Source organism: Arthrobacter sp. BK1 (genome assembly GCF_056680055.1).
Genome location: NZ_CM155263.1, coordinates 4,554,253 through 4,575,730, shown reverse-complemented (window position 1 = coordinate 4,575,730; position 21,478 = coordinate 4,554,253). Strand labels below are relative to the sequence as shown.

Annotated in this window: 21 protein-coding genes; 7 read left to right on the top strand and 14 right to left on the bottom strand. The window is 66.8% G+C overall.

Annotated elements, in window-relative coordinates; translation table 11 throughout:
• Nucleotides 1-326: 326 nt before the first annotated feature.
• Nucleotides 327-911: a histidine phosphatase family protein gene (locus AC1MCA_RS20995; protein ID WP_479800252.1), complete on the bottom strand. Its 585-nt coding sequence runs from the start codon at nt 909-911 to the stop codon at nt 327-329.
• Nucleotides 912-1,096: 185 nt separating this feature from the next.
• Here AC1MCA_RS20995 and AC1MCA_RS20990 point away from each other — a divergent pair, with 185 nt between their 5' ends.
• Nucleotides 1,097-2,848 carry a multicopper oxidase family protein gene (locus AC1MCA_RS20990; RefSeq protein ID WP_479800251.1) on the top strand — a complete coding sequence of 584 codons (1,752 nt, stop codon included), beginning with the start codon at nt 1,097-1,099 and terminating at the stop codon, nt 2,846-2,848.
• A gap of 189 nt (nt 2,849-3,037) precedes the next feature.
• The gene (locus AC1MCA_RS20985) at nt 3,038-3,622 is read left to right on the top strand and encodes an adenylate kinase (RefSeq protein WP_479803492.1); all 585 of its coding nucleotides are present in this window, start codon (nt 3,038-3,040) and stop codon (nt 3,620-3,622) included.
• 30 nt (nt 3,623-3,652) lie between these two features.
• On the opposite strand, the gene AC1MCA_RS20980 is transcribed toward AC1MCA_RS20985, so the two are convergent.
• The 9 genes from AC1MCA_RS20980 to AC1MCA_RS20940 form a co-directional block, all read right to left on the bottom strand.
• A complete protein-coding gene (locus AC1MCA_RS20980) occupies nt 3,653-4,549 on the bottom strand; it encodes an aldose 1-epimerase family protein (protein ID WP_479800250.1) in 897 nt (298 codons plus the stop codon).
• Nucleotides 4,546-6,066 carry an L-arabinose isomerase gene (araA, locus tag AC1MCA_RS20975; protein WP_479800249.1) on the bottom strand — a complete coding sequence of 507 codons (1,521 nt, stop codon included), beginning with the start codon at nt 6,064-6,066 and terminating at the stop codon, nt 4,546-4,548. Before araA ends, AC1MCA_RS20980 begins: the two co-directional genes overlap by 4 nt.
• Before the next feature lie 95 nt (nt 6,067-6,161).
• Complete coding sequence (locus AC1MCA_RS20970) at nt 6,162-6,863, bottom strand: L-ribulose-5-phosphate 4-epimerase (protein ID WP_479800248.1); 702 nt, start codon at nt 6,861-6,863, stop codon at nt 6,162-6,164.
• The gene (araB, locus tag AC1MCA_RS20965) at nt 6,860-8,608 is read right to left on the bottom strand and encodes a ribulokinase (protein ID WP_479800247.1); all 1,749 of its coding nucleotides are present in this window, start codon (nt 8,606-8,608) and stop codon (nt 6,860-6,862) included. The genes AC1MCA_RS20970 and araB overlap by 4 nt, the downstream gene beginning before the upstream one ends.
• Before the next feature lie 149 nt (nt 8,609-8,757).
• On the bottom strand, nt 8,758-9,525 hold the full coding sequence (locus AC1MCA_RS20960; protein ID WP_479800246.1) for an anti-sigma factor domain-containing protein: 768 nt from the start codon (nt 9,523-9,525) through the stop codon (nt 8,758-8,760).
• Complete coding sequence (locus AC1MCA_RS20955; RefSeq protein ID WP_108600757.1) at nt 9,512-10,090, bottom strand: RNA polymerase sigma factor; 579 nt, start codon at nt 10,088-10,090, stop codon at nt 9,512-9,514. The genes AC1MCA_RS20960 and AC1MCA_RS20955 overlap by 14 nt, the downstream gene beginning before the upstream one ends.
• A gap of 50 nt (nt 10,091-10,140) precedes the next feature.
• Entirely contained in the window at nt 10,141-10,866 is a 726-nt protein-coding gene (locus tag AC1MCA_RS20950) for a class F sortase (protein ID WP_479800245.1), read from the bottom strand.
• A 135-nt stretch (nt 10,867-11,001) separates the two neighbouring features.
• Nucleotides 11,002-11,850: a DUF4397 domain-containing protein gene (locus tag AC1MCA_RS20945; protein ID WP_108597805.1), complete on the bottom strand. Its 849-nt coding sequence runs from the start codon at nt 11,848-11,850 to the stop codon at nt 11,002-11,004.
• Between the two features lie 111 nt (nt 11,851-11,961).
• On the bottom strand, nt 11,962-12,999 hold the full coding sequence (locus AC1MCA_RS20940) for a LacI family DNA-binding transcriptional regulator (protein ID WP_479800244.1): 1,038 nt from the start codon (nt 12,997-12,999) through the stop codon (nt 11,962-11,964).
• A 79-nt stretch (nt 13,000-13,078) separates the two neighbouring features.
• Here AC1MCA_RS20940 and AC1MCA_RS20935 point away from each other — a divergent pair, with 79 nt between their 5' ends.
• The gene (locus AC1MCA_RS20935; RefSeq protein ID WP_479800243.1) at nt 13,079-13,315 is read left to right on the top strand and encodes a hypothetical protein; all 237 of its coding nucleotides are present in this window, start codon (nt 13,079-13,081) and stop codon (nt 13,313-13,315) included.
• 54 nt (nt 13,316-13,369) lie between these two features.
• The gene (locus tag AC1MCA_RS20930) at nt 13,370-13,585 is read left to right on the top strand and encodes a death domain-containing protein (protein WP_104174334.1); all 216 of its coding nucleotides are present in this window, start codon (nt 13,370-13,372) and stop codon (nt 13,583-13,585) included.
• A 3-nt stretch (nt 13,586-13,588) separates the two neighbouring features.
• Here AC1MCA_RS20930 and AC1MCA_RS20925 read toward each other — a convergent pair whose 3' ends face one another.
• The 3 genes from AC1MCA_RS20925 to AC1MCA_RS20915 are packed head-to-tail and all read right to left on the bottom strand — an operon-like array spanning nt 13,589 to nt 16,209.
• Nucleotides 13,589-13,984 (bottom strand): VOC family protein, encoded by a 396-nt coding sequence (locus tag AC1MCA_RS20925; protein WP_479800242.1) that lies wholly within the window; start codon nt 13,982-13,984, stop codon nt 13,589-13,591.
• Between the two features lie 54 nt (nt 13,985-14,038).
• The gene (locus tag AC1MCA_RS20920) at nt 14,039-15,745 is read right to left on the bottom strand and encodes a DUF5671 domain-containing protein (protein ID WP_479800241.1); all 1,707 of its coding nucleotides are present in this window, start codon (nt 15,743-15,745) and stop codon (nt 14,039-14,041) included.
• Entirely contained in the window at nt 15,742-16,209 is a 468-nt protein-coding gene (locus AC1MCA_RS20915; RefSeq protein WP_479800240.1) for an LpqB family beta-propeller domain-containing protein, read from the bottom strand. The genes AC1MCA_RS20920 and AC1MCA_RS20915 overlap by 4 nt, the downstream gene beginning before the upstream one ends.
• 105 nt (nt 16,210-16,314) lie before the next feature.
• Here AC1MCA_RS20915 and AC1MCA_RS20910 point away from each other — a divergent pair, with 105 nt between their 5' ends.
• On the top strand, nt 16,315-17,253 hold the full coding sequence (locus AC1MCA_RS20910) for a 5'-3' exonuclease (RefSeq protein WP_479800239.1): 939 nt from the start codon (nt 16,315-16,317) through the stop codon (nt 17,251-17,253).
• 46 nt (nt 17,254-17,299) lie between these two features.
• Here the strand turns inward: AC1MCA_RS20910 and AC1MCA_RS20905 are convergent, their stop codons facing one another.
• Complete coding sequence (locus AC1MCA_RS20905) at nt 17,300-17,881, bottom strand: hypothetical protein (protein ID WP_479800238.1); 582 nt, start codon at nt 17,879-17,881, stop codon at nt 17,300-17,302.
• A gap of 162 nt (nt 17,882-18,043) precedes the next feature.
• Here AC1MCA_RS20905 and AC1MCA_RS20900 point away from each other — a divergent pair, with 162 nt between their 5' ends.
• Both AC1MCA_RS20900 and AC1MCA_RS20895 read left to right on the top strand, forming a co-directional pair.
• Complete coding sequence (locus AC1MCA_RS20900) at nt 18,044-20,203, top strand: elongation factor G-like protein EF-G2 (protein ID WP_479800237.1); 2,160 nt, start codon at nt 18,044-18,046, stop codon at nt 20,201-20,203.
• On the top strand, nt 20,200-21,456 hold the full coding sequence (locus AC1MCA_RS20895) for an MFS transporter (RefSeq protein WP_479800236.1): 1,257 nt from the start codon (nt 20,200-20,202) through the stop codon (nt 21,454-21,456). The genes AC1MCA_RS20900 and AC1MCA_RS20895 overlap by 4 nt, the downstream gene beginning before the upstream one ends.
• Nucleotides 21,457-21,478 lie beyond the last annotated feature (22 nt).

Below are 21,478 nucleotides of genomic sequence, written 5' to 3'. Positions count from 1 at the left end.
CATCGCCGCCGTTTTCGAGACGGACTGAGACGGGTGCAGCCGTGCAGGAAGCAGCGGCAGCGGAGGCAATTATGCGCTCCAGAACCTCGTCCGCCGTCGTGCTTTTCATACGCACATCATCCCGCGGGGCACTGACATTTAAGGTGTGCCCGGGAGTGGCTACAGCAGACGCGGCAGCAAAATCGTTGCCCTCCGACGCTTCAGCTGCGGCCTTGTTTTCCATTTCCAAATCATCTCGCGGACCACTGACAATCTGAGTGGAGCTGGCAGAACGCGCCTTCCAGAACGCGCCTTCCAGGACGCGCCTGCCGGGCGCAGGGCCGCCCTCAGCCCTGCGCGGGAACGGCTACGCGTTCGCCGTTGAAATATTCGAGTTCCCAGCCGTCCTCGGCGTGGTGGTGGGCCAGGTTAAGGACGGCGTTGTCGATGCTTTTCAGGGTCTGGCCGATGGCACGGCTGAGGCTCACGCGCAGGAGCGTGCCGTGGGCGACCACCAGGACCCGTCCGCCGCGGAACTCGTCGGCGAGGTTTTCCAGGGCGGCCAGGCCGCGGCTCGCAGCCTCATCCTCGCTCTCGGCATCACGGAATCCGCCGGGAACACGCAACGCCTCCAGCTCAGGGCCGGCCTGCATGCCCTCCGCAGGGCCGAAACTGCGCTCGGTCAGCTCCGGGACGTGGCGGGCCACGCTCAGGCCGAGCCCCCCGGCGATGAGGTGGGCGGTTTCCGCGGCGCGGCTCAGCGGAGAGGACACAATGGCGTCCCACTCATAACCGGACAAGGTGGCGACAGCGTCGCGCGCCTGCCCGCGGCCGACGTCGTTCAGCGGAATGTCGGTGGACCCCTGCAGGCGGCGCTCCGCATTCCAGTCGGTCTGGCCGTGGCGGACGAGGGCAAACGTCGTAAGGGTCATGCCTTCCATTGTGCCCTGATACGTGCGGGGTCCCTGAATCCAGGCGCCGGGCCGAAAGGCTCTGCCCGTCATGGCGGGCAGCTCCTAATCTGGGCAGGGGGTCATCCACCGTCAGGAGAAAAGAGACTGAGATGCCCTGTACCAGACGTCAGCTGTTCCAGGCCGGAGCTGTAGCCGGTGCGGGCATGCTTTTATACCAGCCCTCAGCCGGGGCTGCAGCGACATTCCCGGCACAGGTTGGTCCGCTGACCAGGTTCTCCGAGCAGCTGCCAACGTTGTCAGAGCTCGGAGTCCTGGATCTGCGGACCGGGGGTGCTGCTGCCCTGTGGATGCGCAACGCCCGCCACCGCTTCCATTCGGAGATGGGCCTGACAGACACCCTCACCTACCAGGACGCCAGCGGATCCCAGACCTATCTTGGGCCGGTCGTCCTCGCCCAACGGGGCACGCCGCTAACCCTTACCGTGCATAACGAACTTGGAACCGTGCACAACGAACCAGGCCGGCACCCGCATCCGCTGGCCTTCGCCATCGATCCCGAGCTGGTCCCGCCCGGCGCCGACGATGCCAACCGCCCCCGGACATCCACCCACCTGCACGGCGGCAATACCAGCCCGGGCTCCGATGGCCACCCGGAACATGTCTTCTATCCAGGGGGGTCCTACACCTACAGCTATGACAACAACCAGGAAGCGGCCGGGCTCTGGTACCACGATCACGCCCTCGGCATCACCCGCCTGAACGTTTACGCCGGACTCGCCGGCGGCTACGTCCTGCGGGACGGCCCGGACACAGGAATCGATACCGGTGACGGCACACATCTCCCGGCGCCGCCCTACGAGGTGCCGCTGATCATCCAGGACCGGATGTTCACTCCGGACGGTACCTTTGCCTATCCGCCGAATGCGGAACTGACCCTTGGCGACGGCACTCCCCGTCCCTGGGCGCCGGAATTCTTCGGGGATGTAGCCACTGTCAACGGAAAATGCTGGCCGAACCTGGACGTGGCCCGGGGGAAGTACCGCTTCCGCGTCTACAACGGCTCCAATGCCAGGTTCTACAATTTCAAGTTCGTCGCTGCCGGAAATGCCCTGGAATTCGCGCAGATAGGGACCGACGGCGGGCTGCTCAACGCCCCCGCGCGGCTCAACAAGCTCGTCCTCGGGCCGGGCGAGCGGGCGGACATCGTGGTGGACTTCGCAGCGCTCCCTGCCGGTTCCCGCGTGGTCCTGACCAACAACGCGCGCACGCCTTTCCCGGACGGTCCTGTCTCCGTACAGCAAGGCGGCATGCCCCTGCCGGAGATCATGCAGTTCACCGTGCAAAGCCAGGCGGGCTACACCGCACCGTTGCCGGACCGGCTCCGGGCGCAGCCGGTGACGGTCCTTGCCGGGCTGCCCACCGCGGCCACGCGGACCATGACCATGGTGGAAGTCCTGAACCCGGCCGGGGTCCCGGTCATGGCACTCCTGAACAACCGCAAGTACCACAGCCCGGACATCACGGCAGTGCAGGGGGACACCCTTGAACAGTGGGAGCTGATCAACACCACAGTGGACGCCCACCCCATCCACCTGCATTTCACCCAGTTCCAGGTCCTCAACCGCCAGCCTTTCCGGGTGGAGGACTACCTCGAGGCCACCGGGTACATCGATCCCGGCACCGGGCTGGTGACTCCAGGCCGGGGGACTGCCGTGCCGGTGCGACCGTTCCTGATCGGACGCCCCACCCCGCCCCCGGCCAATGAGCGGGGCTGGAAGGACACCGTGGTTGCCATGCCCGGTGAGGTGACAAGGATCCGCGTCCCCTTCGGGGCGGGCGCCGCCGGAGGTGCACCCTTGGCCATCGGATCTTCGTTTAAGGGCGAATACGTGTGGCACTGCCACATCCTCGAGCACGAGGACAACGACATGATGCAGCGCTACGTCATCCAGTAACTATCCGCCGCTCACTGCACCACCGCTACCGGTAACAGCACGAAACGGAAGGGTACGACGGCGGGGCCCTCCCGCCGTCGTACCCTGCTGTTTGGTGCCGATGCTGCCCGGTCGCAACCTTTGGGTCCGTAGCATCGCACCAGGACGACGACGTCTTCAGAACCAGCAAAGGGGCTTTACATGACGAGAATGCTGATTATTGGCCCACCCGGTTCGGGCAAGGGAACCCAGGCGGAGCGGATTTCCGAACGCCTCGGAGTAGTGGCCATTTCGACAGGCGACATCTTCCGCGCCAACGTTAAGGGCGGCACGCCACTTGGACTTGAGGCCCGGAAGTATATGGACAACGGCGACTTCGTGCCGGACAGCGTCACGAACGAAATGGTGCGGAACCGCCTCAGCCAGGACGACGCCAAAAGCGGCTTCCTGCTGGACGGCTACCCGCGCACCATCGCACAGGTGGATTACCTCGACGGGATCCTCGGCACCGCCGACCAGGAGCTCGGCGTGGTCCTCCAACTGACAGCCGACGATGAGGAGCTCGTATCCCGCCTGCTGGGCAGGGCAAAGGAAACCGGACGGAGCGACGACAACGAAAGTGTCATCCGCCACCGGCTCGAGCTGTACCACCAGCAAACGGAGGCCGTGGTGGCCAGGTACGCCAGGCGGGGGATCCTCACGCAGGTTGACGGCATCGGCGGAATCGACGAAGTCACGGACAGGGTTCTGGGCAGCATCAGTGCACAGGCCGGGGTGGCCGGCGACGGAGAGTAGCAGCCGGACCTCGCCGGAGCAGGATGGGGCTCACAGGGCAAAAATGCGCCAGGATGCCTCGTGTGTAGCCCCGGCTTCGAGCCTGGCGAGGTCCTGACCGCTGTTGAAGGCATTGGGCGGGCAGGTCATCGGTTCCACGGCAAGTCCGAGCCTCGTGGTTTCCGGTGTGGGCTTGTCTGCAGTGTGGATCTGCAGCCAGGGACATGCCCGGTCCCATTCCATGCCCACGCCTGTACCGCCGGGATCCCGGACATGGAGTTGGGCGCGTCCCGCGGCGTCGAAGCCGATGCCGGCAAACGCGTGGTCAATCTCCGTGGCACCGATGGTGCTGGGCCCCCGGAAGTCGAACACGTGGTTGTCCACTGTGCGCAACCCGACCGGCAGCAGCCTGTCCGGGGTGACGTCCAGGTAGTGGCTCGCCGGGAAATCGAGGGTCCACGCGTCAAGCGGGGCCGGTCCTGCGAGCAGGTAGGGATGGGGGCAGACACCGTACGGCGCAGCCCCCGTCCCCGTGTTGGTCGCCGTGACGCTGGTGTGCAGGCCGTTATCGTCGAGGTGGTACCCGGCGGTGAGCCTCAGCGTGAAGGGATACCCGGGTACCGGCCCCAGGGAGCAGGCCAGGACCAAGGATGACCGGTCCTGCTCTTCCACTGTCCAGTTACGCCCATAAACCAGGCCGTGGAGGGCGCAGGAGCGCTCAGGTTCGTTGACGGGGAGTTGGTGCTCCACGCCGTCGAAGGAGTACTTGCCGTCCTCTATGCGGTTGGGCCAGGGGGCCGCGAGGATGCCGCGGTAGTCGGGTATGGGGCCGCCCGCGGGGAACGGGACGATCAGGTCCCGCTCCCCGTGGCGGAGCTGCCGGAGGGCGGCTCCGCGTTCAGTCACAACAGCTGAATACGGGCCTCCCCGGAGTTCGAACCCGTTCACAGTCCGCCGGCGAGTTTGTAGTAGGCGGCGTTCCAGTTCAGGTCCTTCTTGAACTGGCGGATGGCGGTGTCCCCGTCGATGGTGAGGAGCTCGGTCTTGGCGATCTCGGCGAAGTCCTCAAACACATCCATCCCGACGGCGGTGCTCAGCACAGTGTGGTGGGCGGCGCCGGCGATGAGCCACGCTGCAGCCGAGGTCGCGAAGTCCGGCTTCGGCTGCCACAGGGCGCGGGCGACGGGGAGGTTGGGCAGCGGCTGGTCCAGCGGCACCACTTCAACGGCGTTGGCCACCAGCCGGAAGCGGTCCCGCATGTCCGAGAGGGCCACCACCACGCCCGGGGAGGCGTCGGCGTCGAACACCAGGCGGACGGGATCCTCGCGGCCGCCGATGCCCAGCGGATGGATTTCCAGGCTCGGTTTCCCGGCGGTCAGGGACGGACAGACCTCCAGCATGTGCGCCCCCAGAATCTTCTCGGCGCCGGGCGCCAGGTGGTAGGTGTAGTCCTCCATCAGGGACGCGCCGCCGGGCAGACCTGCGCCCATCACCTTTGCGGCCCGGACCAGGATGGCGGTCTTCCAGTCGCCCTCTGCGCCGAAGCCGTACCCGTCGGCCATCAGCCGCTGGACCGCGAGGCCGGGGAGCTGGCGGAGCGCGCCCAGGTCCTCGAAGGAGGTGGTGAAGGCCGCGGAACCGTTGGCTTCCAGGAAGCTGCGCAGCCCCAGTTCGATGCGGGCGCCGTAGCGGAGCGAGTCGTGTCGTGAGGCGCCGGCCCGGAGCTCCGGAACCACATCGTAAAGCTCTTCGTACTCGGCAACCAGCGTGTCGACGTCGGCCTCTGCGGCACCGTGCACGGCGTCGGCGAGCTCATTCACTGACCAGGTGTTGACCGAGACACCGAAGCGCAGCTCGGCCTCGGTCTTGTCGCCTTCGGTGACGGCGACGTTGCGCATGTTGTCGCCGAAACGGGTCAGCTTGAGGGTACGGACGGCGGCCCAGCCGGCGGCGGCGCGCTGCCAGACGCCCACCTGGCGGGCCACTTCCGGGTTGGAGACGTGCCCCACGACGGTCTTGCGGGCGATGCCCAGGCGGGACTGGATGTAGCCGAATTCGCGGTCGCCGTGCGCGGCCTGGTTGAGGTTCATGAAGTCGAAGTCGATGTCAGCCCAGGGGAGTTCCACGTTGGCCTGGGTGTGCAGGTGCAGCAGCGGTTTGCGCAGCAGGTCCAGGCCCTGGATCCACATCTTGGCCGGGGAGAACGTGTGCATCCAGGCGGTGACGCCGATGACCGAATCGTCGGAGTTGGCTTCCAGCGCCGTGCGGCGGATGGCGTCCGAGTCGGTCAAAACGGGCTTCCAGACGATCCTGACCGGTACGGCCGAGGAGGCGTTGAGCTGGGTGGCGATCTCCTGGGACTGGGCGGCCACCTGCTTGAGGACGTCCTCGCCGTAGAGGTGCTGGCTGCCGGTGAGGAACCAGACCTCGTAGCCGTCAAGGGAAGTGTTTGCTGCGGTGCTCATGGGTTCTCCTGCGAAAGTAAGTGTGGGTGGGCCGGCGGCGCTGTGTGCCGGGCGGTTGGCGGTGCGGTGGGCCGGGCGGTTGGCCGGGCCGGTTGTTACTGGCCGTAGACGTTCTGGTAGCGGGCGTAGAGGGACTCGACGTGGCCCTGGTCGATGGCCACCGGCTCACCCAGCTGGCGGGAAATGTGGACGGTCCGGGCCACTTCCTCGCACATCACGGCAGCCTTGACGGCAGACCGGGCGTCCTTGCCGATGGTGAACGGACCGTGGTTCTGCATCAGCACCGCGGGGGAGTTGGAGTTCTTCAGCGTCTCCACAATGCCCTGGCCGATCGAGTCGTCGCCGATTAGCGCGAAGGGTCCCACCGGGATGGACCCGCCGAATTCGTCGCCCATCATGGTCAGCACGCACGGGATGGACTCGCCCCGGGCAGCCCATGCGGTGGCGTAGGTGGAGTGGGTGTGCACCACGCCGCCGACGTCGGGCATGTTCCGGTAAACGTACGCGTGCGCGGCAGTGTCCGACGACGGCGACAGCGGCGGATTGCCCCACTCACCGTCCTCGTCGCCGTCCACGGGCACGCCGTAGAGGTCGGTGACCACCATCTGCTCCGGGGTCAGGTCGTCATAGGAAACACCGGAGGGCTTGATGACCATGAGTTCGCGGCCGGGGACGCGGGCGGAGACGTTGCCGGCAGTCCACACCACCAGTCCGTAGCGGGTGAGCTCGGCGTGCAGCGCGCAGACTTCCTGCCGGATCAGGGCGATGGTTTCCAAAGTAAGCGTTCCGGCGTTCATGCCGGGGCTCCAACGGTTGCAGGGATGGCGGGTTGTGCCGTGGCGCCGGCGGGGGAGGCTGCCGCAGTCCTGCGCTGGATGGCCTTGAGCCGGTGCATGACATCGTTGGCGCCGCGGCCGAAGTAGTCGTGCAGCGCGCGGTACTCCTGGAACAGTTCCCCGTACGCGGCGACGTTTTCCGGGATGGGCGTGTAGACGTCGCCGGGTTCGGAACCCATGGCTGCCGCGGCCCCGCGGATGTCGGCGTATTTTCCGGCCGCCACGGCGGCGTGGATGGCGGAGCCCAGCGCCGGACCCTGGGTGGAGCCGATGGTGGAGAGCTGCAGGCCGGTGATGTCCGCGTAGATCTGCATCAGGAGTTTGTTCTTCAGCAGCCCGCCGGCCACGATGAATTCCTTCACGGGCACACCGGAATCGCGGAAGGCGTCCACGATGGTGCGGGTGCCGAACGCGGTGGCCTCAAGCAGGGCGCGGTAGGTGTCCTCGGGCTTCGTGGCGAGGGTCTGGCCCACCACCACCCCGGAGAGTTCGTGGTCCACCAGCACCGAGCGGTTTCCTGAGTGCCAGTCGAGGGCAATCAGGCCGTGCCCGCCGATCGCCTGCCGGGAGGCGAGTCCGCTGAGGTACTCGTGGATGCCAAGGCCCGTTTCGGCGGCAGCCTGATGGTATTCCGGGGGAACGCCGTTTTTGGTGAACCAGCCGAAGATATCGCCTACACCGGACTGGCCTGCCTCATAGCCCCAGAGGCCGTCCACGATTCCGCCGTCCACCACGCCGCACATCCCCGGGACTTCGCGGAGTTCGGTGCCGTTCATGACGTGACAGGTGGAGGTTCCCATGATGGCCACCAGCTGGCCGGGTTCCACGGCGCGGGCGGCCGGTGCAGTAACGTGCGCGTCCACGTTGCCCACGGCGACGGCGATGCCCTCGGGCAGGCCGGTCCATCCAGCGGCCTCGGCCGTAAGGTAGCCGGCGGCCTCGCCGAGGCGGCCGATGGTGTGCTCGACCTTGGTGCTGACGAAGTCCTTGAACTCCGGGTTCAGCGCGGCCAGGAAGTCCTCGGAGGGGTAGCGGCCGTCCTGGTAGATGCCCTTGTAGCCGGCGGTGCAGGCGTTGCGGACGTACTGCCCGCAGAGCTGCCAGACGATCCAGTCGGCTGCTTCCACCCAGTGGTCCATGGCGGCGTATGCCTCCGGGTCCTCCTCCAGCAGCTGCAGCCCTTTGGCGAATTCCCATTCCGAGGAGATGAGTCCGCCGTAGCGCGGCAGCCATGACTCGCCGCGCTCGGCTGCCAGTTCATTGATCCGGTCCGCCTGCGGCTGGGCGGCGTGGTGGCGCCACAGCTTCACATAGGCATGCGGACGGTTTGCGAACCCGGCCACCTCGTTCAACGGCGTCCCGTCAGCTGTGGTGGGCACCATGGTGCAGGCGGTGAAGTCAGTGGCAATGCCGACGACGGCGGCCGGGTCGATGCCGGCATCCGCTACGGCGGCGGGAACCGCATGGCGCAGGACGTCCCGGTAGTCGTTGGGGACCTGAAGGGCCCATTCCCCGGGAAGGGGGATGGCGCCGTCGGCCGTTACATCGGCCGGCAGTGCGCCGGTCACTACCGCATGGGGGTAGTCGAAGACCCCGCTCCCGAGTTCCTTCCCGTCCCGAACCCGCACCACAAGCGCACGGCCGGAAAGGGTTCCGTAGTCCACCCCGATGACGTATTGCTCACTGCCGTCCACTGTGACGTCCATAAAAGCTTCCTCCAATCGGCTGCCGCAGTTTTGCGGCCTGTCGTCAATTGTGAGCGCTAACAATTTGATTGTCAATGACGTGGGAGCAGTGGGGGGTTCATGCTTCCCGACGCCGGCAGGAGTGCGTTCCGCCGCAGCGGGGGCGGTACTCAGGTGTTGAGCGTGCCCCTGACAATGCTGACGCTTGAGTGGGCAGGATTTCCATCAACCGGCTCGTCCGAGACATCCACGATAGGGAAATCAGCGAGCTCCAGGCCGGCAGGAACCTCAAAGGTTCCTGTGTCGGAGTTCATGACACCCAGGCTGACCAGCCGCGACAGGTCCGGGGCGATCAGCCAGACCTCCTGGTATCCCTGGGCTTCGTCCTTGCTGAGCTTCACCTCCAGCCTCCTGGAGCCGTCGGCCGCGCTGAGAACCTTCGCAGAACCGGTGGCGGAAAACTGGGCCAGCGGGGTGAGCTCCGCCTGGGCCACGGGGTCAGGGGCACGGTTGAGCGACCAGACCGTGCCGCCCGCAACCAGCAGCACTGCCGCCGCCGCGGCCAGCCAGGCGCCGGGGCCCTGCCACCATGCTGCCTTCCTGCGGCGGGCAACCCGGGCCTCGTCAAGCGACTGCGGAATTGCCGGTGGCAAAGCCTCTTCAGCCGGGGCGGCCTCTTCCTGAGGGGCGGCCAGGGGATCTTCCTGCAAGGACGGCGAGAGGCCTAGTTCCCGGTGGATGCCGGCCCAGACGTGCGGGCCCGGCGCCTCCAGGCTGCTGGCGTCCGGCGTGGTCTTGACCGCGTCCACAGCACGGCGCAGCGCTGCGTAGTCCGCCGCGCATTCACCGCAGCTGCGCAGGTGTTCCCTGCTGTATTCGTCCTGCCAGTCGTCATAGAGTGCGAGGAGGCTCAACTGTTCCGGATCAAGATGCGGCATGGTCTACCTCCAATCTGTTTCGTAAGTGGGACAAGCTGCGGCGGATGTGGCTCTTGACCGTACCAAGCGGAAGGTCAAGTTTCCGTGAGATCTGCTCATGGGTCAGGTCGTCGTAGAACGCGAGCTTCATAATGGAGCCCTGGGGTTCACCGAGCCGGTCCAGCTCACCGTCCAGGAGCAGCCTGTCCGCCAGGACCTCGGCCGCTTCAGGTTCAGGCGCCGCCTCGCCGGGCCCGCGGACCCCGGCTGCGGCGATGACTTTCTTCGTTTCCCGGGAGAAGGCCGATTGGGTGTCACTGATGACGTTGCGGGTGATGCCCACGATCCAGGCCGGGAGCCGGGCTACCTGCGGGTTGAAGGCGTTCCGGGAGCGCCACACCCGGATGAAGACTTCCTGCGTGACGTCGTCGGCCGCCGAACGGTCCGGCAGTGAGCGCAATGCAAGCGTGTGCACCAGCGGCGCGAACTCCCGGTAGGCCGCAGCGAGGGCGCGTTCATCGCCGGCCACAAACGCGGCGGTTAATCCGTCATCCCATCCCGGAGCGGCCTGGTCAGGAGGTGCCAAACTGGGCTCCTTCCCGGCATCGGTGACGAGACTCACGGCTTGATCACCGCTCACTCAAGGACCGCGGTGACAATGACATTGTCGCTGTAGTCCTTGACTTCGTCCAGCCATCTGCCGCCGCAGGTGACCACCTTCAGTTCGTGCGGACCCGCCCGGCGGAACAAAGAGGCCCCATCGAACCTGTCCTTGGCCATCAGTTCCACCGTGACCACCCGGTAAACCAGGGGAGGCGCGTCCTGCCGTCCCACGTGGATGGCGGTTCCGGCCGCCAGCGACTTCAGCTGCGAGAACGGCGCCTGCTCGGAGGTGGTGTCGATGTGCCCGGCGATCACCGCGGTGCCGGCGCCGGCCCCGGGTGCGGGGCCGAACCGGTACCACCCTGCCTGGTCGAAGGCCTCCGGGATCTCCATGGCTCCGCCCGGTGCAACTCCCACGGGGACCACGGTCATGTTGATCGACGTTCCGGCCACGGTCAGGGTAGTCGGAACGGGGACGGGGGCGGTGGTTGCCGGCAGCGTGGCGGGCGCTGCCGGCACACTGGCCGGGCTGGCGGCCGGGCTCGGGGCAGGGGTTGCGGCCGGCGGCGCGACAGCGGCGGTGGGATCGCCGGCCTGAGCCGTGCTGGGGCCCGGGCTTGCCGTCGCTGGGGCAGGGGGCGCGCTGGTGGGTGCGGCGGTGCAGGCGGGAAGCAGGAACGTGGCGGCGGCCAGCGCCACAAGGAAAGAATGCGGCGGACGACGGCGGGCGTCCACCGCCGTCATTGTGCTGGTTTCCATGGCCCCTCTTCCCTGCTGCCGGCCCGGTTGGGCTTCCTTGCTGTCTGTCAGTGCGGGTGGCCCGGCCGGAACGGCTTTCGCCGCTCCGGCCGGGCCGCATACTGCTGTGCCCGCGTTTAGCTGCGCTTCGCTTTGCTACTCTGCGCGGCGTGCGGCGACACTGCGGGCTACGTTGACGCCGCCCACGAGCAGGGCCAGGGCCAAGGCGCCAAACCCGATGGTTGCTACCGTTGAGCCTGCCGATCCCATGCCTGCTGCTGCGGTATCGGACGAGCCGTCACGCGCTCCCGGTACTGACCCGGGTGAGGAATGAAGGCCTTCGATGGTCTGGACGGCCAGCTGGAGGTTCTTGTCCGCCAGGCTGCCCCAGGCGTACACGATGGTGTGTGTGCCTTCGCTGACGGTCACGTCAGCCGGGCCGATGACCGGGGCGGTGGTTCCGGTGGCGGCCACTGCTGCCGGGACGGTTCCGGGATCCAGGCTGAGGGTCTGCTCGTTGGGGTTGGCCAGGTTGGTGATGACGGGGGCGCCGCCGGCCAGGACATCGACTGCGGGGGCTGCTGCTGTGTGCCGGACGGTCAGTTTGCCCTTGCCCGCCGCGATCTGCGAGACATCGTTGGTGAAGAAGTTCGCCGTCGGCTTGCCTGCTGCATCGAGGTTTGCCACCGCCGTGTAGTTGCCGTTGGCAGCCAGCGTCACCGTAACCGGCCCGATGACAGGGGCCGAGGCGTCCGCGGCATCCGAGGCTGTGATGGCCAGTTCGTAGGCGCCGGCAGGCAAAGCCAGCGGCCCCGCCAAGGTTCCGGGGGTGAAATCGTCCAGGGTCCGGTCGCCGTTGACCCAGACATCCACGGTCAGTCCGGGAACGCCGTGCAGTACTGAAAGCTGGGCGTCGCCTTCAGCAGCCTGTGCCGGGCCGGCCAGAGCGATTGCTGCCGCAATTGCTGCTGCGCCCGCGCCTGCTGTGAAAATGCTTCTACGCATGTCCTGCTCCTTCATCGGCCCGCCTCGCGGGCATTTTTTGCTTACACCCCTACTACCGGCGCAGCATCGAATCCGGATGCACTTGCATGGAATTATTCCAAAAAAAACTTTTCAGGTCCCTGAGGGCTGGCTGGGACTGGCCGCCGGCGGAGCCGTGCTGGCCCGCAGCAGAAGCCCGGGAGTGACCACCGTGGAGCTGACGGAGGCTCCGGCCTCGATCTCCTTGAGCATGATGTCCATGCAGCGGCGCCCGAGTTCCTCGAAGTCCTGGCGGATAGTGGTGAGCGGCGGGCTGAAGTACGCGGATTCCGGCTGGTCGTCGAAGCCCACCACGGAGACGTCGTCGGGAACCCGGACTCCTGCCTCGTTGAAGGCACGCAGGATGCCCAGGGCCATCTGGTCATTGCCCACAAAAAGCGCCGTTGCTGAGCGTTCGGCCGCGAGCCGGCAGCCGATCTCGTAGCCGCTGCCCGCGCTCCAGTCGCCTTCGTGCAGCAGGTCGTGGGCGAGTCCGGCGTCCGCGAGCGCGCTGCGCCAGCCCTCGGCGCGGAGGGCTCCGTCAGTCCAGTCGGAGGGCCCGGCCACGTGGCCGATCCGCCGGTGGCCACGTTCGATGAGATGCCCGACGGCGAGCTCGGCACCGCGCTTCTGGTCCACCATCGCGCCGCTCACGGCTGCGCTGCCCAGCGATCCGACAGCAATGACGGGCACACCGGCGTTGTACTCCTCCAGGATTGCCAGGGTTTCGGAGTGCGGCACCAGCACGGCGATGCCGTCCACGGATTGGTCCGTGAAGTGCCGCAGTGCGTCAAATATGGCGACGCGGCTGACGGAGCGGAGGGCGGCGATGCTGACGAAGTAGCCGGCGTCCCGTGCCGCCTGTTCCACGCCCAGCAGTGTGTTGGCCGGGCCGTATTGCGCGAGTTCGCTGCCCAGTACGCCGATGGTCTGCGAGCGCCTGGTCACCAGGCTGCGCGCCGCGGTGTTCCGGCGGTAGCCGAGCTCGGAGATGGCGGCCTCCACCTTTTCCCGGGTTGCTTTGCTGACGTTCGGGTGGTTGTTGATGACGCGGGACACCGTCTGGTGGGAGACCCCCGCGTGCTCAGCCACATCTTCAAGCCGCGGCAGGCGGGCGTCGCTTTTTTTCATGGGCCCATTGTGCGTGACCGGACAGGGGAATCGCGAATGGACCATACCGGGGAACCTGGCCAGGTGGCAGACTGTGGCCATGAGTATCGAGCAGTGGTGGCCCAAACTGCAGCCTTCAACACGGGAATGGCTGATCCGGAACAATGGGGACGCGGTGCCGCCCGGGATCGTTGCCGAGATCAAAGATGCCGGCGGGATTATTGACGGCGGGGAGTGGTGGGTTGGACAGGGCGAGGGGTCCGGCTTCTCTTTCTCCGACCGGGCGATCGATTGGATCGAGGCCGTGGCGAACGACGAAATGCCCGAAAACCCCTGATCCATACGTCAACTTATGTTGACTAAGCCTCCATCCGTCAACTAATGTTGACGAATGGAGGTGGAACGCATGAAGACTCTTGTAGCGTCGATGGATGGCAAAGGTCCGGCCGAAGCGCTGTACGCCGTGGCTGAACTGCAGAAGGAAGTCGGACGGACTGAAGCATCCCTGGTCCGGAAGGCCCGTCAGGCCGGTTTGTCCTGGGAGGCCATTGCCCTGTGCCTGGGCGTCAGCAAACAGGCCGTGCACCGAAAATACGGGAAACAGTAAACGTCACTCCTGGGCCGGCGTACCGGCGTTCTGCCACAGTCCCATGACGTTGCCCTCGGGATCGCGGAAGTAGGCATTCCAGCCCGAGCCCGGAACTTCCATCCTGCCCCGCACCGTTTCGCCGCCCAGCCGGCCGATCTGCTCCAGCGCGGCGTCGATGTCCGCAACGTCGATGGTGATCACCGGTGTCTTAAGGTCACCTCCGCGCCGGAAAATTCCGCCGTTGATGGATCCCGGTTCCAGCGGAACACCCTTGTCGTTCATCGGCGTGGTCATGGCAAGGCTGTACTCCATCTCCGGCGGAAGGACCTGGAAGTCCCAGCCGAACACTGTTGAGTAGAAGTTCCTCGCCCGTTCTTCGTCGTCCGCGGGAACCTCGAAATGTACTACTCCACCCATGGCAATCTCCTGCAGGTCAGAAAGGGGACGACGCCGCGGTCCGGCGTCCCCTGTTTATCGTTTGGTGCCGGTTTCGATAGGGATCACCTCGATCCCTGCGCCCTGGCCGGTCACCACAAGAACGTTCGTCGCTGTGATGCCGGCCAAGGCAGAGACCAGCTGCGCTGCAGGCTCCGGCTCCCCGGGCAGGCCGCCCGCCGAGGGCGCTGGTCCGCGCCCGGCGTCGGCCCTTTTCCATACAGTGACCCTGGCACCGGTGGCGTCGGTGATCGCCTTAACCAACGGCTCATGAAGTTCGGAGGTCACCAGGACGACGTGCCTGATGGTGCCGGCCTTGGTCGCCGCCGGCGCTGCGGCCGCCGCGGCGGCGAGGAGGACCCGCTCCCGGCGCCAGAGGGCAAAGTGATAGGCGGCCACAAAGCCCGCCGCCGTCAAAAGACCCAGCGGCGCGCGGACGCGGTCCAGGAGACTGCCCTGGGAGACGTCACCGAGGAGGAATTCGAAGAGCCGGTAGCCAATCACCAGCAAGGCAATGAGCGCCACTACCGCGCTGACGCCGAAGAACACTATGAGATAGATGCGGCGGCCCGGCGGAATGGCCTCGGCCGTATGGGGCTGCCTGGCCGGCTTCCATGCCCGCCACCAGACGGGCCCGCCCACTAAGAGAGAGCTGAGGCCACCGAGCAGCAGGGTGCGGGTGCCGCCTCCCGCCAGGGGTGACACAGCCATGGCAAGCGCGGCATTGATCACCACGCCGACTCCGGAGGCGGCCGCCGCCAAGGCAATCCCTGCGGTCACCAGCAGGCCCGCGCGCCGGGTGGCAACACCGCGGGAGCCACCGCTCACGCGGTGATACCGCCACACAAGGGCACCGATGGCGAGCGCGGCGATGGCCGGGCCCAGGGGAGCCAGCAGTTCGTTCAGGGGCCCGGTCCTGTCGAACACCAACCTCAGGAGGACAAAAAGGGCGACGCCGGCCCCCACCAGTGCCGTGATGCCGGCCGCGAAGATCCCCGCGCCAATCAGTGCCACATCCACCAGGGTGGTCTTCAGCTTCCTGCCGCCGCCCCTGTACCAGTGCCACCACCAGATCACGCCGCCGCCGACCGCCCACACGAGCGCCCGGAGCAAGGGCTGCCACCACGATTCCGCCGCCGGGGTGAGGCTGACAAAGCCCCTGATGGCGACGTCGAGCAGGCCGCCCAGCACGGTGATGGCGGCGATGGCGCCTACCAGGAGCCCGAAGACCCACCCGATGACAGCAGGGATGTCGTCAAGGTTAAGGGGATGTTTGACCGGGTGGCGCCACATCCAGCGGTGCCAGATCCAGATCGCCGCCCAGACCAGCCCCGAGGACAGGAGGCCGTGCCACTGCGGTTCCTGCCTGCCAATGAAGTTCGCCGCCATTCCCAGCAGTGACGTTGTGGAGACGATCAGGGAAACCGCGTAGACGGCTGTCAGGTACAGGCCCCACGCAGCCGTTGCGCGTTCTGCGGGGTCCTCGAGCCTCTTCCAGACAAACCACCACAGGAGCGCGGCGAGGGGCCCGCCGATCAGCGTAAACGCAAGGGACCGGGACAAGCCGGCCACGTCAGCGGACGCCAGCACCGTTTCTGTGCTGAACAGCCGCTCCAGGAGGCCGCTGAGTCCGATCGCCGCGATGACCACCAAGGCAAACAAAAGTACGTACAGAATCAGGCGGCGGAGGGTCAGTTGGGCGGAGCCTGCCGGTGCAATCCCCGCGTCCAGCTGGGATGTCATGGCTTTACCGCCGGCCCGGTGCAGGACAGGAGCTGGTACGGTGCCTGATCCACCATCCACTTGCCATCGGCCTTCACCAGGGAGAACCGGTCCTCCATCTCATATTCGGACGGTCCAAACGGGCCACCGGAGCCAGTGCTGACAACCACAGAGACCCGAACCAGCGCAGTGTTGTCCCTTTCGGTGGCGGAGATCAGGACGATGCGCGTGGGCAGCGGGCCGCTTTCGGCGAAGCCGCGGCACATGGAGCGTGCCGAGTCCGTGAGGTAGGAATCGGCGGTGGAGGTATCGCCGTCGATGACCGCGGTGCTGTACCGCTGGACCACCCCGGCGGGCGTCGACCCGTCCAGCGTCTGGGGCTGTCCGCGGGTGAAAACCACTGCCAACGCCACGATCACCAGGCAGGCAATGGCTGCGACGATGGTGAGGAGGACCCGGTCAGGTTTTCGCGCGGCAGCGTTCATGCGGTCAGTATGGCGTACTGTCGGCCCACGTGGAGGTGTCTTCCGGCCCTGATTTCCGGTGTGCGGTCCCTAACGCGGCACGGCGATTCCGTGTCAGGATCAGGTATGCCAACCCGCCTGATGCTGCTCGACACCGCCTCCCTGTACTTCCGCGCCTTCTACGGACTTCCGGACACCATCGTCCGTTCCGATGGCACACCGGTGAACGCGGTCCGGGGCCTCCTGGACATGATTGCCCGGCTGACCACCGACTACGGCTCGACCCACCTGATCGCCTGCTGGGACGACGCGTGGCGGCCGCAGTGGCGCGTTGACCTGATCCCCACCTACAAGTCGCACCGGGTCGCCGAAGAAGTAGCCGGTGGCACCGACGTCGAGGTTGTCCCGGACGCCCTGGAGGCCCAGATCCCGCTGATCCGGCACGTGCTTGGCCTGGCCGGCATCGCGGTGGTGGGAGCTGCCGAGCATGAAGCGGACGACGTCGTCGGCACCTACGCCAGCCATGCGGATGTTCCGGTCGATGTTGTTACCGGTGACCGCGATCTTTTCCAGGTGGTGGACGACGCCCGCCAGGTGCGGGTGATCTACACCGCGAGGGGGATGCGGAACCTCGAGGAAGTGACCGATGCTGTGGTGGTCGGGAAGTACCGGGTGCTGCCCGAACAGTATGCCGATTACGCCACACTGCGGGGCGACGCGTCGGACGGGCTGCCGGGCGTCGCCGGGATCGGGGAGAAGACCGCCGCGTCACTCCTGCTGGAGTACGGAACCCTCGAGAGCCTGCTCGCAGCGGCCGCGGACGGAGGCAGTGGCCTGTCCAATTCGGTGCGTGCAAAGCTCGCCGCCGCCGCGGACTACCTGATGGTCGCACCCACCGTGGTGAAGATCGTCCGCGACCTGGAGCTGCCCAGCCCGGCGGAGGCCGGAGCCCGGCTGCGCCCTGTCGCCGGCGGCCCGCGTGCCGAACTGGAGCGTCTCGGGCTTGAGTGGAACCTCGGCGGCTCCGTCACCAGGCTGCTTGCTGCCCTCGACCGCCGGGCCTGAGAGTACGCCGGCTGGCCGGCCATCCGGGCTTGCTGCCAGGGCGGCGTCAGCCAGCCGGCGGGAGGAATCTCCCGTTCCTGATCTGTGATGGACCGAAGACGAGGGCCAGCGGGGCAATCTCCGTTGGTCCGGACCTCCGGGAGAGGGGCCGGCCCACCGCTACGTGGGGAACCCAGTGTGGGTACCGGTAGCCCAGCGCGGGCGAGCTGAGGATGAAGTCGTCCACGTTGTCCACGAGCAGCGATTCCAGCAGCCCGTGCAGCCCGTTAACCAGCGCAACCTGGAAGTCGTACACGTGCTGCGGCACCTCCACCTCGAGCCCCGCAATGCCGCCTCCGCCGAGCACCATCAGACGCTCTGCCGTGCCGGAAAATCCGGCCAGCACCGGCAGCGCCCGCAACCAGGCCGCCGTTTGCCCGATGGCCTCATCAGCACCCGTGATTCCCTTGGTCCACTCCGTCACATCCCGGCCGAAATCCTCAAGGATGCCCAGATGAAGCAGGGTCAGGTGCAGTCCCCGCGGCCGGCGGAGAGCCAGCACATGGTTGCCGAGTGCTTCGAAGTCGGCCGGCCCTGTTCCAACACTGAGCACGGGCACCTCCACCGTGATGCGCGGAAGTGCTTGCATATCCGATCTCCTCAATCCCGTCCCGACCGGTGACCTGGCTGCCATTATCCTCCGGTGCCGGGTGTCTGCCAGCGCTGCTGCTCTTGCCGTTATGCCCGCCAGGGTGTCGAATCGAAGGACACGGTTCGTCACGGTGCATGGCAAAGACGCCAGGAGGTTCCCATGTCAGTCAAAGGCACAAAGGACGCAGCGCGGACGGCGGGGCGGGGCGGCCCGGAAGGCCGGCGGACTGACGCCCAGGCGGGCATCGCGGCACAGGACCCTGCCCAGGTGAGGAATGTGGCGTTGATAGGGCACTCTGCTGCCGGGAAGACGATGCTGGTTGAGGCACTGCTGGCTGCGCACGGCATGATTACCCGGAAGGGCTCGATCGCTGAGGGAACCACCGTCACCGACTCCGATCCTGCCGCAGTCCATCAGCAGCGCTCCGTCACGTTGTCGGTGGTTCCGCTGCTTATTGACGGCACTAAAGTGAACCTCCTGGATACGCCGGGGTATCCGGACTTTATCGGCGAACTTCGGGCGGGGCTGCGGGCTGCGGACGCGGCCCTGTTTGTTGTCTCAGCCGTGGACGGCATCGATGCCACCACCACCGCGCTGTGGGGGGAATGCGAACACGCCGGGACTCCGCGGGCAGTGGTGATCACCCGGCTTGACCATCCCCGCGCAGATTACGACGGCGTCCTGGCCGCCTGCCAGCGGGCCTTCGGTGAGTCGGTACTGCCGCTCTATGTCCCGGTCGTGGCCGGCGGGGAAGTGACCGGGCTCCTCGGATTACTGTCAGGAACGGTCTCTGACTACTCGCCCGAACAGTCAGCGCCGTCAACGTCGAAGGGCAGCCCCGAAGAGCTGTCCGGATCCGAACCAGCGCGTGGCCAGCTCATCGAAGGGATCATCGGGGAGAGCGAGGACGAGACCCTGATGGACCGCTATCTGGGGGGTGAGGACATCGATGCTGATGTCCTGGTCGCTGACCTGGAAACCGCCGTCGAACGCGGTTCCTTCTTCCCGGTCATTCCCACATCGGCGGTGACCGGGCTCGGCACGGCGGAACTCCTGGAGCTCCTGACCAAGGCCTTTCCGTCGCCCCTGGAGCGCGGCGTCCCCGAAACAACCGACCTGGCAGGGGGCCGGGCAGCAGCGCTGGCGTGCGATCCTGCCGGCCCGCTGGCCGCCGAGGTGGTCCGCACCACGGTGGACCCCTTCCTGGGACGGGTCTGCCTGGTCCGGGTCTTCTCCGGCACCCTGCGGGAAGACACCGCAGTGCATGTGGCCGGCCACGGACTCGCTGAGCGCGGCCACCAGGACCATGACGCCGACGAACGCCTGACGCACCTCTATTCCCCGTTGGGAGCAAACCTGCGCCCCGTGCCGCACTGCGTCGCCGGAGACATCTGCGCCGTGGCGAAGCTGGGGAGTGCCGAGACAGGCGACACCATTTCAGGCAAGGACCAGCCGCTGCTGCTGGCCACCTGGGAAATGCCCGAGCCGCTGATGCCGGTGGCCATCGAGGCGGACTCCAGGAGCGATGAAGATGCGCTCGCCCGGAGCCTGGCAAAGGTGGCTGCCGGCGATCCCACTCTCAGGGTGGAACGGAATTCCGAGACGCACCAGCTGATCCTCTGGTGCATGGGGGAGGCACACGCTGACGTAGTGCTGGACAGGCTGCGGGACCAGGGCGTTAAGCTGCACACTCTCGAGGTCGTGACGCCCTTGCGTGAGACCTTCGCCGCCCCGGCCGCCGGGCACGGCAGGCATGTCAAACAGTCCGGTGGGCACGGGCAGTACGCCGTCTGCGATATCGACGTCGAACCGCTGGCGAGGGGCGCCGGCTTCGAATTCGTGGACAAGACAGTGGGTGGCGTGATCCCGGGAACCTTCATCACCTCGGTGGAAAAAGGGGTCCGGGCCCAGATGCAGAAAGGACTGGCGGCCGGCTTCCCCGTGGTTGACCTGCGCGTGACCCTGGTAGGCGGAAAAGCGCACAGCGTTGACTCTTCCGATGCCGCGTTCCAGGCAGCGGGGGCGCTGGCCCTGCGCGAGGCGGCCGCTGCCGGGCGCATCCAGCTCCTTGAGCCCGTCTCCTCGGTCAGCATCACCGTCTCCGACGAGCACGTGGGGGCTGTGATGAGTGACCTGTCCTCCAGGCGCGGCCGCCTCACGGGAACCGATTCCTCCGGCGGGGAGCTGACTGAGATCAGCGCGGAAGTCCCCGACCAGGAACTTCTCAAGTATTCCGTTGAACTCCGGGCACTCACGGCCGGGACCGGCCGCTTCACGCGCAGCTACCTCCGCCATGAGCCCGTGCCCGGCAACCCATGAATGCCGCCGCCCGGAAGATCCAGCGCGTCTACCTCACGCTGACGCTGGGCAATACGCTGGCGGCCTCCTTCATCTGGGGCATCAACACGCTGTTTCTGTTGGACGCGGGTCTCAGCAACTTCGAGGCGTTTGCGGCCAACGCCTTCTTCACGGCCGGCATGGTGCTGTTCGAGGTACCCACCGGCGTCGTGGCGGACGGTTGGGGGCGCAGGACTTCCTTCCTGCTCGGCACCGTTACCCTGGCCGGTTCCACGTACTTGTACTACCTGCTCTGGCAGTGGAAGGCGCCTTTCTGGTCCTGGGCGGTGGTATCGGTCCTGTTGGGCCTGGGGTTCACCTTCTTCTCCGGGGCAGTGGAGGCCTGGCTGGTCGACGCCTTGCACTTCTCTGGCTACTCCGATGACCTGGAAGCTGTCTTCGGCAGGGGCCAAATGGTCTCAGGTGTCGCCACCCTCGTCGGCTCGGCTGCCGGCGGTGCGCTGGCCCAGGCGACCACTTTGGGTGTGCCGTTCCTGGTGCGGGTAGGAGTCCTCCTGGCGATGTTCGGGGTGGCCTTCTGGCTGATGCACGACGTCGGGTTCACCCCGGACCGTTCCTCGCGCCCCCTGGCGGCGACCCGCGCGGTGCTCGCAGCGTCCATCGACAACGGCCTGAAGAATCCGCCTGTACGGTTCGTGATGCTTGCCGCTCCGTTCAGCGTCGGCGTCGGTTTCTATGCCTTCTACGCGCTCCAGCCCTATCTGCTCGAGCTCTATGGGGACCCGCAGGCCTATACCGTGGCCGGTCTGGCCGCGGCCCTCGTGGCCGGATCGCAGATCGTAGGTGGCTGGATGGCCCCGGTGGTCCGCCGCCTGGTCCGCAAACGCACCACCGTGCTGATCGTGAGCAGTGCCGTCAGCTCACTGCTCCTGATTGCAGTCGGCTTCACCAGGGTTTTCTGGCTGGCGCTGGTGCTGCTCGCCGTCTGGGCGCTCATCGCGGCCGCGGGAACGCCGGTGCGGCAGGCCTACCTGAACGACATGATCCCCTCGAAGCAGCGGGCCACAGTGCTCAGCTTCGACTCTCTGATGGGATCCAGTGGCGGGATTGTGGTGCAGCCACTGCTGGGCCGCACTGCCGACGCCTACGGGTACCCCCTGTCGCTGGCTATCGGCGGGGTGGTCGAGCTCCTCGCCCTGCCCTTCCTGCTCGCCAGCCGGCGGCGGCGCTCGCCGGCTGATGAGGCATCGGCAACCACCGACAAGCCGGTCTGAGATGCCTGCCTGACGCAAGGTT

What these genes read in the sequence shown, in the direction of transcription:
- AC1MCA_RS20995 (WP_479800252.1), bottom strand. Translation starts at nt 911, where the DNA reads ATGACCCTTACGACGTTTGCCCTCGTCCGCCACGGCCAGACCGACTGG.
- AC1MCA_RS20990 (WP_479800251.1), top strand. Translation starts at nt 1,097, where the DNA reads ATGCTTTTATACCAGCCCTCAGCCGGGGCTGCAGCGACATTCCCGGCA.
- AC1MCA_RS20985 (WP_479803492.1), top strand. Translation starts at nt 3,038, where the DNA reads ATGCTGATTATTGGCCCACCCGGTTCGGGCAAGGGAACCCAGGCGGAG.
- araA (WP_479800249.1), bottom strand. Translation starts at nt 6,066, where the DNA reads ATGAGCACCGCAGCAAACACTTCCCTTGACGGCTACGAGGTCTGGTTC.
- AC1MCA_RS20970 (WP_479800248.1), bottom strand. Translation starts at nt 6,863, where the DNA reads ATGAACGCCGGAACGCTTACTTTGGAAACCATCGCCCTGATCCGGCAG.
- araB (WP_479800247.1), bottom strand. Translation starts at nt 8,608, where the DNA reads ATGGACGTCACAGTGGACGGCAGTGAGCAATACGTCATCGGGGTGGAC.
- AC1MCA_RS20960 (WP_479800246.1), bottom strand. Translation starts at nt 9,525, where the DNA reads ATGCCGCATCTTGATCCGGAACAGTTGAGCCTCCTCGCACTCTATGAC.
- AC1MCA_RS20950 (WP_479800245.1), bottom strand. Translation starts at nt 10,866, where the DNA reads ATGGAAACCAGCACAATGACGGCGGTGGACGCCCGCCGTCGTCCGCCG.
- AC1MCA_RS20945 (WP_108597805.1), bottom strand. Translation starts at nt 11,850, where the DNA reads ATGCGTAGAAGCATTTTCACAGCAGGCGCGGGCGCAGCAGCAATTGCG.
- AC1MCA_RS20940 (WP_479800244.1), bottom strand. Translation starts at nt 12,999, where the DNA reads ATGAAAAAAAGCGACGCCCGCCTGCCGCGGCTTGAAGATGTGGCTGAG.
- AC1MCA_RS20935 (WP_479800243.1), top strand. Translation starts at nt 13,079, where the DNA reads ATGAGTATCGAGCAGTGGTGGCCCAAACTGCAGCCTTCAACACGGGAA.
- AC1MCA_RS20930 (WP_104174334.1), top strand. Translation starts at nt 13,370, where the DNA reads ATGGAGGTGGAACGCATGAAGACTCTTGTAGCGTCGATGGATGGCAAA.
- AC1MCA_RS20925 (WP_479800242.1), bottom strand. Translation starts at nt 13,984, where the DNA reads ATGGGTGGAGTAGTACATTTCGAGGTTCCCGCGGACGACGAAGAACGG.
- AC1MCA_RS20920 (WP_479800241.1), bottom strand. Translation starts at nt 15,745, where the DNA reads ATGACATCCCAGCTGGACGCGGGGATTGCACCGGCAGGCTCCGCCCAA.
- AC1MCA_RS20915 (WP_479800240.1), bottom strand. Translation starts at nt 16,209, where the DNA reads ATGAACGCTGCCGCGCGAAAACCTGACCGGGTCCTCCTCACCATCGTC.
- AC1MCA_RS20910 (WP_479800239.1), top strand. Translation starts at nt 16,315, where the DNA reads ATGCCAACCCGCCTGATGCTGCTCGACACCGCCTCCCTGTACTTCCGC.
- AC1MCA_RS20905 (WP_479800238.1), bottom strand. Translation starts at nt 17,881, where the DNA reads ATGCAAGCACTTCCGCGCATCACGGTGGAGGTGCCCGTGCTCAGTGTT.
- AC1MCA_RS20900 (WP_479800237.1), top strand. Translation starts at nt 18,044, where the DNA reads ATGTCAGTCAAAGGCACAAAGGACGCAGCGCGGACGGCGGGGCGGGGC.
- AC1MCA_RS20895 (WP_479800236.1), top strand. Translation starts at nt 20,200, where the DNA reads ATGAATGCCGCCGCCCGGAAGATCCAGCGCGTCTACCTCACGCTGACG.